Source organism: Ruegeria sp. CE12 (genome assembly GCF_056537525.1).
This window is the reverse complement of sequence record NZ_JBQFRS010000014.1, coordinates 14,083-25,921: the sequence shown is the minus strand read 5'-3', so window position 1 is coordinate 25,921 and position 11,839 is coordinate 14,083. Positions and strand designations below refer to the sequence as shown.

At 52.9% G+C, this 11,839-nt stretch carries 15 protein-coding genes; 3 read left to right on the top strand and 12 right to left on the bottom strand.

What is annotated here, in order from left to right:
- Nucleotides 1–62: 62 nt before the first annotated feature.
- The 7 genes from ACR0IO_RS21215 to ACR0IO_RS21185 form a co-directional block, all read right to left on the bottom strand.
- Nucleotides 63–1,208 (bottom strand): ABC transporter permease, encoded by a 1,146-nt coding sequence (locus ACR0IO_RS21215; RefSeq protein ID WP_480744522.1) that lies wholly within the window; start codon nucleotides 1,206–1,208, stop codon nucleotides 63–65.
- Nucleotides 1,205–2,131, bottom strand: coding sequence for an ABC transporter ATP-binding protein (locus tag ACR0IO_RS21210; RefSeq protein ID WP_480744520.1), 927 nt, complete (start codon nucleotides 2,129–2,131; stop codon nucleotides 1,205–1,207). The genes ACR0IO_RS21215 and ACR0IO_RS21210 overlap by 4 nt, the downstream gene beginning before the upstream one ends.
- Nucleotides 2,128–3,078, bottom strand: coding sequence for an HlyD family secretion protein (locus tag ACR0IO_RS21205; RefSeq protein WP_480744603.1), 951 nt, complete (start codon nucleotides 3,076–3,078; stop codon nucleotides 2,128–2,130). Before ACR0IO_RS21205 ends, ACR0IO_RS21210 begins: the two co-directional genes overlap by 4 nt.
- A gap of 122 nt (nucleotides 3,079–3,200) precedes the next feature.
- Nucleotides 3,201–3,590, bottom strand: coding sequence for a hypothetical protein (locus ACR0IO_RS21200; RefSeq protein WP_480744518.1), 390 nt, complete (start codon nucleotides 3,588–3,590; stop codon nucleotides 3,201–3,203).
- A gap of 131 nt (nucleotides 3,591–3,721) precedes the next feature.
- Nucleotides 3,722–4,087 carry an alpha/beta fold hydrolase gene (locus ACR0IO_RS21195; protein ID WP_480744516.1) on the bottom strand — a complete coding sequence of 122 codons (366 nt, stop codon included), beginning with the start codon at nucleotides 4,085–4,087 and terminating at the stop codon, nucleotides 3,722–3,724.
- Nucleotides 4,084–4,539: a GFA family protein gene (locus ACR0IO_RS21190; protein ID WP_480744514.1), complete on the bottom strand. Its 456-nt coding sequence runs from the start codon at nucleotides 4,537–4,539 to the stop codon at nucleotides 4,084–4,086. The genes ACR0IO_RS21195 and ACR0IO_RS21190 overlap by 4 nt, the downstream gene beginning before the upstream one ends.
- A complete protein-coding gene (locus ACR0IO_RS21185) occupies nucleotides 4,523–4,900 on the bottom strand; it encodes a hypothetical protein (protein WP_480744512.1) in 378 nt (125 codons plus the stop codon). The genes ACR0IO_RS21190 and ACR0IO_RS21185 overlap by 17 nt, the downstream gene beginning before the upstream one ends.
- 117 nt (nucleotides 4,901–5,017) lie before the next feature.
- On the opposite strand from ACR0IO_RS21185, the gene ACR0IO_RS21180 reads away from it, so the two are divergent.
- Nucleotides 5,018–5,611, top strand: a complete 594-nt coding sequence (locus ACR0IO_RS21180; RefSeq protein ID WP_480744510.1) for a TetR/AcrR family transcriptional regulator — start codon at nucleotides 5,018–5,020, stop codon at nucleotides 5,609–5,611.
- Between the two features lie 626 nt (nucleotides 5,612–6,237).
- Here ACR0IO_RS21180 and ACR0IO_RS21175 read toward each other — a convergent pair.
- Nucleotides 6,238–6,516: a hypothetical protein gene (locus ACR0IO_RS21175; RefSeq protein ID WP_480744508.1), complete on the bottom strand. Its 279-nt coding sequence runs from the start codon at nucleotides 6,514–6,516 to the stop codon at nucleotides 6,238–6,240.
- A gap of 537 nt (nucleotides 6,517–7,053) precedes the next feature.
- Between ACR0IO_RS21175 and ACR0IO_RS21170 the strand changes: the two genes are divergently transcribed.
- Nucleotides 7,054–8,502, top strand: a complete 1,449-nt coding sequence (locus tag ACR0IO_RS21170; RefSeq protein WP_480744506.1) for a hypothetical protein — start codon at nucleotides 7,054–7,056, stop codon at nucleotides 8,500–8,502.
- 529 nt (nucleotides 8,503–9,031) lie between these two features.
- Here the strand turns inward: ACR0IO_RS21170 and ACR0IO_RS21165 are convergent.
- From ACR0IO_RS21165 to ACR0IO_RS21155, 3 genes are all read right to left on the bottom strand, one after another.
- Nucleotides 9,032–9,685: a leucine-rich repeat domain-containing protein gene (locus ACR0IO_RS21165; RefSeq protein WP_480744502.1), complete on the bottom strand. Its 654-nt coding sequence runs from the start codon at nucleotides 9,683–9,685 to the stop codon at nucleotides 9,032–9,034.
- A 258-nt stretch (nucleotides 9,686–9,943) separates the two neighbouring features.
- Entirely contained in the window at nucleotides 9,944–10,162 is a 219-nt protein-coding gene (locus tag ACR0IO_RS21160) for a GDCCVxC domain-containing (seleno)protein (protein ID WP_083828990.1), read from the bottom strand.
- Nucleotides 10,163–10,166: 4 nt separating this feature from the next.
- The gene (locus ACR0IO_RS21155) at nucleotides 10,167–10,490 is read right to left on the bottom strand and encodes a hypothetical protein (protein ID WP_480744500.1); all 324 of its coding nucleotides are present in this window, start codon (nucleotides 10,488–10,490) and stop codon (nucleotides 10,167–10,169) included.
- Between the two features lie 90 nt (nucleotides 10,491–10,580).
- Here ACR0IO_RS21155 and ACR0IO_RS21150 point away from each other — a divergent pair, with 90 nt between their 5' ends.
- A complete protein-coding gene (locus ACR0IO_RS21150; protein ID WP_480744497.1) occupies nucleotides 10,581–10,970 on the top strand; it encodes a MerR family transcriptional regulator in 390 nt (129 codons plus the stop codon).
- 445 nt (nucleotides 10,971–11,415) lie between these two features.
- Here the strand turns inward: ACR0IO_RS21150 and ACR0IO_RS21145 are convergent, their stop codons facing one another.
- Nucleotides 11,416–11,637: an excinuclease ABC subunit A gene (locus ACR0IO_RS21145; RefSeq protein WP_480744494.1), complete on the bottom strand. Its 222-nt coding sequence runs from the start codon at nucleotides 11,635–11,637 to the stop codon at nucleotides 11,416–11,418.
- Nucleotides 11,638–11,839 lie beyond the last annotated feature (202 nt).

Here is an 11,839-nt window from a genome sequence, read left to right as displayed (position 1 = left end):
CGGAATGCAGGCCGCAACTGCAGCAAGCAACGGCAATGCAATGGGTCGGTTTTGGGCCCTCTTCAACCCAACCGTTTCTTGAATCTTAGAGTGGCCGCCAACAATCCGAATACCGCAAACCCGGTCATCCATAGAATCCCCCAGCGTACCTCGTAGAGAGAAGCATCGCGCAAAACCACGCCGCGGATCATGTCCATAAAATGGGTTGCCGGCAGGACCTGAGCAATCACCTGGACGGGTTTTGGCATACCGTCAAAAGGGAACATGAATCCCGACATCAGGATCGAGGGGAGTAGGACGAAGATGGTCATCTGCATCGACTGCAATTGATTTTGCGCAAGTGTAGAGATCACCAGCCCAAGTGACAGGCTGGCAATGATGAACAGCAATGTCACCACCAGCAAAACGCCCAGCCCGCCATTGATCGGAACATCGAACAGGAAGTGACCAAGGCCAAGGATAATTGCGACCTGTATCAAACCCATAAAGATGTAAGGGATGATTTTGCCGACCATCAGCTCGATCGATTTGATCGGGGTGTTGATCAGCATCTCCATATTACCGCGCTCGCGCTCGCGGACAATGGCGGCCGAGGTGAATAGGATCATCGTCATAGTCAGTATGACTCCGACAAGGCCCGGCACGATATTCACCGCCGATCGCTGTTCAGGGTTGAAGTAGAGCGTGACTTCGAACGTGGGTACTTGCCGGTTTGGAGGCTGTTTCAGCAATTCGGTCAAAGGCATCGTTCGCAGAGATTTAATTGCGCTGGCGACCATCGTGTCTGAACCATCTACGATCCAATGGGCAACAGGCCGGCTGCTGGTCTGATCCGTTGCGTTGGGCAGACTCAGCCCTACGGACGGGCTGCGGGCAAGGCGTTGGCTGACGTCTTGAGGTATGATCAGCGCGGCACGCACGCGGGATTCGGTGATCGCGCGCTCGGCTTCTTGCGGGGTTGTTAGCTGTTCGGTGATGGTCACGACCTGCGTGGCCTGAATGATCTGCGCCAGCGTACGCGACAGCTCGGTTCTGGACTGATCCACCAGCGCGACGGGGACGTGTCGCAGATTTGTGTTGATCGCGTAGCCAAACAGCAGCAGCTGGATCAGCGGGATCATTATGACCATGGCAAAGGTCATCCTGTCCCGCCGCAGTTGGAGCAGCTCTTTCTTCAGGACAGCGGCGATGCGGCGTGGCGAGATCACTGTTCTGGCCCCCGTGTGGCGCTGACGAATACATCTTCCAGATTTGGTCGCTGCGGGGTCAGGGACAGGTCGGGAAACGCAGCAATTAGGCCGCGCAACATGTCCACCGGCTGAGGTTCGGATTTATCCACCAGTACACGCAGCCGCGACCCGACTTGCGCGGTCGACAGGATCTTGGGCTGGCCGTCCAACGCGTGTTTGACCTTACGCAGGTCCGGCCCTTCAACCTCGACAACATCGGCCTGCAGATCATCCATCAACTGGCGCGGAGAGCCATCGGCCTTTTTCACCCCATGCTGCAGGATCGCCAGCCGGTGGCAACGCTCGGCCTCGTCCATGAAATGGGTCGACACGATCATCGTCGCGCCCTGATCGACCAGATCGAACAGTTGTTCCCAGAAGGTGCGGCGGGTTTCGGGATCAACAGCCGAGGTCGGCTCGTCCAGAAACAGCAGTTTTGGCCGGTGCATGACGGTCGCGGCAAGGGCCAGTTTCTGTCGTTGCCCACCGCTCATGCTGCCACTGAGCTGATGGATGTTTGATGTCAGGTCATAGGTGTGCAGCAATTCGTCAATCCGGTCCTTGGCCGACTTCACCGGGATGCCATAAATTTCCGCTGCGAACCGAAGGTTCTCCAGTACTGTCAGATCGCGGTAATATGAGAAGATCTGGGTCATATACCCGATCTCATTCTTTAGCGGTTCCGCGGCCTCAGGCATGGATTGACCCAAAACCGAGATCGCCCCGCTGCTGGGGGTGAGCAGCCCGGTCAGCATCCGCATAGTCGTGGTCTTGCCACAGCCATTTGGGCCGAGAAATCCGTAAATCTGGCCGGTTCGGATCTCAAGGTCCAGATTGTTGACTGCGGTGTTTTCCCCAAACCGACGGGTCAGACCTTTCGTCGAGACGACGACATCACTCATGGCATGGGGACCTGCACTGGCACACCGGCGGGCAGGTCCGGTGTTGCAGTGGGCAGGTCAATCTCGGCCAGATAGACAAGTCGGGTTCGGTCATCCTGGTTCAACCCGTAATAAGGCGTGAACGACGCGTCGTCGCTGATCCAGCGGATCACGCCGCCCAACGGATCGGCCAGCCCGTCAACGCGCACTTCCAGCGTATCGCCGGGTTTCAGATTGACGCGATGTGGCTCGGGAACGTAGACGCGCGCATAGGGGATTTGGCCCGTGACCATCACGGCCACCGGGCTACCGGATGTTACTCGTTCACCCAAATTCCACGGCAGGGAATCCAGCACGCCGTCTCGGGTGGCTGTAACCGTCAAGTCGTCCAGAACGGTTTGTTCGGCGGAAACCAACGCTTCGGCGGCTCGTACGTTGGCTTCGGCAACCGCCAGGTCTTCGGGCCTGGTGCCGTTCTGCAGCTCTTTCAGCGATTCTTGAGCGCTGGCGAGTTCAGCCCGCGCGGAGTCGCGCAGTGCCAGATCATTTGCTACCTGCGCTTCGGTAACGACCAAGTTTTCGACCAGTCTGGCGTTTCGGTCATAGATGGCTTCGGCGTCAGCCAGCCGGGCAACAGCACCTGCGACTTTGGCTTCGGCAATCGCAATCTCTTCCTCGCGCGGCCCCACCTGCAGTTTCAAAAGCGTGGCCTGCGCCTTTTCGAGTTCAGCCTGCGCCAGTGCTAACTTTGCGCTTTGCAATGTTGGATCAAGCTGAACCAGCGTGTCGCCTGCCTTGACCACAGCACCCTCTGCAACCGGTAAATCGACGACGATTTCGCTGGCCGTCGCGGTCAAGGCCACCCGGTCGCGCGCCAACACGCCCAAAGCAACGCTGGTATCGGACCCGGAGCACCGGTCCAGAAAGGCGGGCAGTACAGCCGCCAGTATCAAGGGTATCGGGATCATCAGATTCAACAGTGTTTCCCTCCGGTGATTGGCCTTTGAACGCGTTGGATAATAGTCAAAGCATACAATCAGAAAATCTGATTTATGTATACGGCTCAACCGCTACACGTGGCAGCACTGGTTTATGCGGGCAGTCGTGCCAACCACTCCTCCAGTTTTTCTCCGATCAGATGGGGGTTATCCTCCTGCAGGAAATGAATACCTTTCCCGATATCCACCACGTCTAGATTCTGGATGGTCTGACGGCACCATTCGACTTCTTTAGGCCCGATGGTGCCTCCGGGCGTGGCGTGGAACATCAGCATCGGGGTTCGCGTTTCTCCCAGCCAATGGCTGTAGGCGCAGACGACCTCATGAACGTCCGAAGGTGCGTCGCCTATCGGTATTTCACAAGGCCACACCCGAACTGGCTTGCGACTTCGTGCTGTGGGAAAAGGCGCACGATATTGCGACATTTCTTGCGGGGTCAAATCACGCACGATGGCGTTTGGCAGAATTTTTTCGACGAACATATTCAGCCCCGAGATCATCATCCAGACCGGGCGTCCGCATCATGCGAAACCCGGCGCGGAAATCTGGCGGAAATCCGGCCCAGGTCATTGGACGCACGACGCCTTCCATGAAGGCGATGCCGCGTATGTTCTCAGGATGCCGGTGCGCATGGTGGAACCCCAAATGCGGAGCCCCAATCATGAATGACGAGCGTCACGCCCTTCAGTCCCAACGCCTTGATGAATCCGTCAACATAGGGAACGTGGTCGACAAAGCGGTAGGGAATATCCGGCTTATCCGACTTGCCCATACCGATCAGATCCATTGCGATAGCACGGTTCTGCCGGGCGGAATAGGGGATGATGTTGCGCCAAAGATAGGATGAGGTCGGATTGCCGTGCAGAAATAGAACCGGCGCGCCGTCGCCTTCGTCGACATAGTGGATGCGCTGCCCATCCACCTCGACATGCTTCGGTTCAAACGGGAAGTCGGGTGAGATCTCTTGTTCGGTACTCATTGAGTCGCCCTTTCAGCATTGTGCGTTTCTTCGATCAAACCCAGCGCCTCATCATACCATGCGGGGTGGGACGCCCAGCCGACAATCGCGTTAACGGGTTGGGACGGCGGGCGTGATAGGCTGCCAACGAGGACAACCAGAAACTTGCCGTTCCGTATCTCGAATGGCAGCGTCGTCCCGCCGTTTCGGCAAAACACCCGACGAACTTGGGAATTGGGCACGTCAAAGGTGGTCAGCATGTCTTTCCCTTCCAGCCACTCGATCTGATCGGACGTGGTGAACGCATTCGCAACATGGGCCGAGCCCGAGGCCCCTTGCCAAAAGCTGCAATAGCAGAGTTTGAAAGCGGCCATATTGTCCTGCACTCGATAGCGCACTGCGCCGCAGATACATTGCCCCTCGATCTTGCTCGGGTGAATTATCGGAGCGCTCGTCTTAGCTGCGATGCGCAAAATACGCGCGAGAAGATGCGGTGAAGGTCAGGCCCATGCTGATGATCGTGATGGCAAAGCCGATGACCGCAGTGGCCGGGATCGACACCAGAAAATCAATGGCAATCGCAGCGCGGATACCGATCAGGCTGCGTTTGAGGATGGACGCAACGATGCAGAAAAATGTCACCATGTACCCCAGCATCGTATAGAACATCAGGTTGGCGGCTTGGGGGCCAGCCAGCTCTCCAACCTGTAGCCCGTAGAACTTGAACGCGGCGAAGAAGCCAAAGGCCAGCAGGATTTTCAACGCGTTCAGAATGAAGATCACGCGCAGAGTGATGGGCTTTGAGGCCCCGGTTGTTGGGTCTATGGCGGTCATATCAGGTCTCCGTTTCAGTTGGGCCAAACGGCGTTTGCAGCCGCGCGCCGACAATGCTATCCATGTGGATAGGAATGAATTACTATCCACATGGATAGAAAATGTAAGGAGAAATCTGTGGCGCGAAAACGCAAGACGGATCACGACAGTGTCGTGGCAGGTGCGCGGGACCTGTTCTGGCGGCGCGGATACCACGGTGCCAGCACGCGGGAGCTTGAGCAGGAGACGGGGCTGACCCGGTTTACATTACAAACCACCTATGGCGGGAAAGAAAAGTTTTTCCTAAAGACTTTGGATACTTATCTGGACAATGCCGAGGCCCGACACTTTCCCGACCCCGACACCTATTCGCTGGATGATCTGGCTGGTTGGTTCCGGGGCATCGCGTCAACGGAGCGGATGCCAAAGATTGAGGATGCCGGGTGTCTTGCCTTTAATTCGATTAGTTCATTCGACCGCTCTGATCCCGAGGTTAACGCGCGTATCGAGCGGTACCTGACCGCACTGGAGGGGCGGTTTGTGGCGATACTGAGCCGGGCAAAGGCTGACGGGGCCATCCGTTCCGAGGTCAATCCAGACGAGGCCACACGGGTGCTGATCGGTCTTTTGCTGGGCCTTCATACGATCATGAAAGCCCGTACCTCGGATCAGTTTCCGCAGAGCTACGCCGATGCGGCGGTAGGGCTGATTGAAGCATGGAAAAATCAGTAAGTTATCAATCATCCAGGCGCGACTGTCGTCTTGCGGCGTAAGAACTGCGCGCCTGCAGCGAATGTCTGGATTGTGGACTGCCACTGCAGCATTTCGGTTGACTATTGGGTGACTGCTTTGGGCCGTGTGCTGGGGCAGGGCATTTTTGCTGATCAACCAAATTCAAGTAAGATACACTGTGCCGGTTTCCAGGTTGCGAAGAGGCTCATTAGCTTTCTGTTAAACGTCGACTTGAAGCGCTTGAACCGTCGAAACATCAATTAAGCGCAAGAATCTTAAAGTGTTGAATTCAATGGGAGACGAGTCTCAAAAATTCGGTCCCATTATTTACGTACTCCGACAATGGTTGTCGGAGCACCTTAATGATGGAACTGCGGTTATAATAAAATCAACCACTTAGAGGTTTGAATTTTTGAGACTCTAAAATCCACGATTTTCTAACCAAATAGTTAGCAGCAGCCTTTCACTTAACGCGCAGAGAGTAGCTGGAAAGAGCCCTTAGCTGGTCAACCCCGAAAACTAGAGCAGGCAAGTTGATCACAAACCTAGCCTTTCGGCTGGATCGGCTTGTGGTCAACTTGGCTAGTTTTTTGCGCTCTCGTTCAGATGATCTCAAGCCGCACTTATTAATAATTATTGTAGTCATGGCTCCATTGATAGCTGCCGCTAGGTGGCGTTGACGAAAGAGAAATTGACTGTTCTCTGGTGGCTGCATCAGTAGACATTTTTGTGGTTTGGTTGTTGTCAGATTTTACGTCGGTGTGGTCGCGTGTTTGCGATGCGGCTGAGTTGAGATCCTGAGCATGCTCGTAGTGGCCGTGACCACCCGACGGGTGCGCCATCGCCATTCCAGCACTCAAAACAATTGCGAAGGCGGTGACGGATGAGATCAGTGTCTTTTTCATTTCTTGGTCCCTTTCAGTTGAGCGTGTTTGATACGCTGTGTGTGAAACCAACTTGGCAATCTGCGCCTCAGAATTATTGCGCTAGCACGTCAACGTTTTGCGGAAAGCCATCAAGTTAATGGCTGCTTGCGATGCCGGTCGCGACCCTCACTAATCCCTGCGACGAGGTTTGACGTCTTTTATGCGAGTCAAAGAGGAAGGTCGGCCGGGGCAAACGCCATTTAAGCTAAATTCCATGAAGCGTTTCTTAACGGTTCAGCTAGCACCGGTATGAGTGACATCGCCGTAAAGGTGGCTCTGATCGACACGAACGCTTCTAACTAAGCACATGCACTCTTGGTCGAAAGTAGTACAACACGACCATCCGAAACGACTAGCGCCGTTACAAACGTCTAAACCGCATTGAAATCATGATCGGGCGGCTCAAAGACTTCTCGCCTGGAAAGAGAAGGCTAGATCGGAAAAAGTCTGCGCAATAGTGCTAATTTTAGGTATAATAGCGCAATTTAAGCCATTTTATTGATTGAGATAATCGACATGACACAGAACGATAAGAACTCTCCCGACAACATCGGCATATCCGTTGCGGACCTCAGATCACACACTGAAAGCGTTGTTACTCAAATTTCGCATCACACCGAAGTAATGAAGGATGCATTGAACAGCGAAAAACAACTTCTGGCCGACGGTTTGCAAAAACAAATCGACAATGCGAGCAAAGTGATAGACGGACAGAGATGGACGGTTACCACGGTACTCAGTATTTTTGCGGCATTGGCTATTGGTGCAGGGTATCTATTCGGATCAGAGTTTTCTCAGTTAGAGGAATCGATTAACGAAGACATTGCAAACCGAGCCGCGTCATTTGAAAACCAGCTCAAAGACGCAATCGACAATCTCGAAAATAGCCAGCAGGAAATTGACTCTCAGCTCTCAAAATTTGAGGGTATTCAGCAACAGAAATTGTCCGAGCTAGCCAGTCGACTAGATACGGAACTGCTCAAATTTGAAGGCCTGCTGGATGTTCAGTTGAAGCTTGTTCCGTCAGTTGTCCGAGACATTGTCCTCCAAGATAGGGAGACAGCAAATCGTGCCGCTGAAATATGGAGTTCAATGGAACCCCGTTTGCAGAATCTGGAAGAACACAACAAGAAGTATGCCAGAGTTCTCAGAAATGCTGGAATTGTGATTGAGAACATTGAAGAGCTCCCCTACAGCATCGATGCAGCCTACGCTCAGTTAAAGAAAATTGAGACGGACTTTGTCAACCAGGAGGAAGAATTCACCGAAGATAGCCGAGTTCTCGCGGCGTCCCTACTGTCGACAATGGTTAGTGAGAGCCTGGAGGGAGCGGTAGATCCCACGACGCTTTTTAACTCATCAGTTTCTGCAAACATCCTCGGCTTTATGGACGAGGCCCTGAAACTAGCAATTCTCGCGGAGTGGTTTCAGACCAGCCTTGAACACTCGATAATACGCATGGAACGTGAAGCCATCACCGGTGTTTCCTACACTATGGCGGATAATAAACTTGTTAAGGTGAAATTATCCCCGGCCGAGGTCAGGCAAAATGCTTGGGCTGAAATGCTCGAAGTCATTCGCCAGCTACCTCGTCAGGAATCGCAACAGGTTTTTTTTCGCGCTAAGGAAATTGCCAATCGGAATGCTAGTTTAAGCTATTATGATGATCTAATAGACGCGATCACAGAAAGTATTGAACAGTCCTCGAACCAGCCAACGTCTTATGTATACGTTTCGCTCGCAGACCTACATGCGTTTCGTGCGGCGCCGGATTGGCGAGTTGAGTACTTTAAATCTGTTGATTCCGCAGCTCGGCTTCTTAGTAGTGAGCCGGAGACGGCCAGTTGGTATGAAGACTCAGTTACAGAAATGTATGAAACCGCCGTCGATTTAGATTTGGTGGATGAGGTTCGCCAAGTATTGATCAATTATGGCCTCGAACCTGGAAGTGATGATGGCCGTTAACTAGGCCAGTTCTTACGAGCGCTTTCTGCCTGTAGCCTGACGGCCAAAGTGCAGGTTGCATGGCAAAGTGCTCTGATTCACTCGCCCGGCCCAAGTGGCCGGGCTTTTTTGTTTGTAGATACGGGGAAACCCCAAGTTGTTCTCGTGAAACGGTGAAGTAGATAAGCGGGGCAGTCAGTTTTGTTGACTAGCATCCCCTACGAAGGGCTGGCCACTTCCCCCTCGGCCAGCCCTTTCTTCAAACGTTTGTGTACATTGACGTGATTCTTGAAGAACTGTTCAAGATGGTTACATGGATGGGCAGAACGGCTAGTTTCTGAAGCGCCATCCGCGATGGCGAGTTTCAGATTGAACCGACTAATCAACATAGCGACCACTGCTCGTTTGAGCCCCTACCGGCCATTGGTAGCCCTTCGGTCTTTTGCTCATGCATCAGGTCGCAAACGGGACAGAGCGGAATGTCTGCAGGCATGTAATGGACCGCTTTCTGTTTTTCGAGAAGATTGCGCTGCCCATGAACAGACAGTCATCAGAGTCCAAGTTCTTCTCTCAAGCGCGACAGGCGCTGCATTGCGTTGTACTGCCAACCTGGTCGATAATCTTGGCGGTAGGCGCTCCCACCCGACAACTCAAGAAACGGACGCTCCTCCAGGATCGCAAAGTGCTCACGAGACCCATCAAGCGCGTGGCTGTTGTGAAGATTCAACCAGACCAAACTTTTGATCTGTGTAACAGGCCGCAGCGTGTCAATTTGTGTCGTGCCAATGTCAAGACGCTCAAGTGACGGTATTGCTGCGACGGGCGACACATCGGACACCCAGGTGTCATGAAGATAAACCAACTTCAGGTTCGGCAAGCCCTGAAGCGGTTTGAGATCGGAAACTCGTGTCATGTTCACGTCAAGGTGTTCGAGAGTCGCATTACCTTCCAGCCCGGTCAGATCGCTTAAGCTGGTTCCCCGTGCGTTCAGGTACTTTAAGTTTGGAACCTCACCGATGTTGGCTGGCAGCTTCCGAAGATCGACAAGGTCGCTGAAATTTAGGTTATTAGTTCCGGCAGAAATTGCATCTGCAACCCGCTGCTCGGCTACAATAAGCTGTTGGTTTGCAGTTCTCATCAATTTGAACTGCCACGCCGCAAATGCGGCTAAGGCAATAATAAATAGTAAGATAATTTTCCTCATACAATTGGTGGTTACCGATCGAATGTGTTCAATCTGTGACTGCTGCGCTTGGGGCGAAAAGCAGGCATTTATTCAATCCGCGGTCTCTGCACTACAGGCTCTTTGCCGCCTGTTTCTGCAGTAAGCTTGAACAAGCCGTTTGAGCCCATTCCTGCCGTTTAGCGAGCTTCCGTCTTTCGCTCATGCAGCAGGTCTCGAACCGCACAAAGCGGTCGTTCACAGTCTAGGATCAGATGACTGGTGAGTGGGACGACTTTGTCATCCGCAACAACTATCGCCATTCTGGATCGGCGGGCAAGGCACCGTCGCATAGGAGCAGTAGACACAACAGTCCCCTTCCAACGGCTTCAAGACCGCTGCGCAAGACTTGCATTCATAGAACCACTGGCAAGCATCCGTCGGCATTATTTCGGTTTCGCTGTGTCCGCATTTCGGACACGTCAGGGTGCTTTCAAGCACTACAGTTTGCTCTGTCATTGTTTCACATCTGCATTATCAGGTAATCGTTGATCCGGGCCTCGTTAAAGACGACGACCCAAGCTAACGCAGTGATTGCGGTCGCCCCCGAAAGCCACCATTTTAGCTTTGTTAGGGAACCGCGCTGATAAGATACAAGCCACGATATGGCGACAAGCGCCGTCGAAATCGCCAATACGTAGTAGCTTGCCGCCGCGATCTTTCCAAAAATGGCCAGCCAACTGCCTCCTAGTCCCAGCAACATCATTGTCATGGGCAATACACAGCAAGTCGCGACGCCAAGCGCTGACAGTGATCCCAGATAGCTAACGCTAAGGTACTTCTGCATTTCTTTCCCTTGACTGGTTGGAGTTGTCGAAGTGTCAGCCTCTCGTATAACTTCTGTAGTCGCTACAGGATCAAGACAGGGAAAACTCACATGTTTTCGATTGGGGAAGCATCCCGGCAAAGCGGTGTCGGCATTGAAACGATCCGCTATTACGAACGGGAAGGGATTGTGCCCAAACCGGAACGGGCACCTAATAACCGGCGGATGTACTCCACGCACGATGTTGGAAGACTACGTTTTCTGAAAAAATGCCGTGATTTGGGCTTTCCACTAGCCGATACTAAGACGCTTCTCGACCTGTCCGAAGGCGACGGAGAAGATTGCCGATCCGTAAAAGAGCTGGCTGAGCTTCATATCTTCAATGTGCGTGAAAAGATAAACGAGCTGAAGCGATTGGAAGCGGCGCTGAATGAACTCACAGCCAACTGCGACAGCGGGAATGTCTCTTGCCCGATGCTCTCAAAACTACGTTCCGACTAGTGAAACTTTGGGCTCGCACTGGTCTTTCTCTGCGACAGGCCCGAATAGATTGAAAGAACCCTTAGCCGCAGTCAGTCGGCCAAGCTTCGGCCTTTCGCATTTATAGGAAGTCACGAACCGCATACTCCAGACATTCAAATCTAGATTTAGAAAGGCTGATGAGCGGGCTTTGCGACCGATGACACTTTAAAGCGCAGGGTTGAAGACGCCGGGAGACTTCATGGGTTTGAATTAGCTGACTTCGTTATCGAATACGACAAATAGCAACTTACTCCGCCAGCAATAAGCAAACAGTACCGGAAATTCTTTTGGGTATTCTATCTGTCGACTGCGGCGGCAACAGTCTGTTTGCATGGCCATGTCAGCGTTGAGCACTGACTTCAGTGAGTGCAAACGGGAGGGAATGACAGCAAATCGTGATAAGTCTAACTAACGGCGATGATACTTAATTCAGTACATCGGCTATTGCCCCTATCAGGTTCAACACCTCGTGCGTCTCACGGTTCACTTCGTACACATAGTCGCCGGCGCGCACGTAGTAGCCGTTTCGTCTAAGACCGTATCTGTTAGGGTTGTCGATACGCACATACCCATCATAGATGTAATCCCCGACCCGATATCGCTTGGCTTGGCCGGGCGGCACACATGGCACTGCTTTCTTCGCCAAGCCAGGCGGGCAATGTCCTGACTTGGATTTCACCGGAGTAGGCTGTGTGGTTGTATAGGCTTCAGCGATTGGTTTGAGCTTAGGAGTTTGTGGTCTATTCATCGCAGTGGCAACCGACGAAGTTTGGAATGCCACCAGGGTTGCTACAATTCCCAATATTGTTTTCATTGCTGGTGCCTTTCTAACTTTAGTTGCCAAGTTA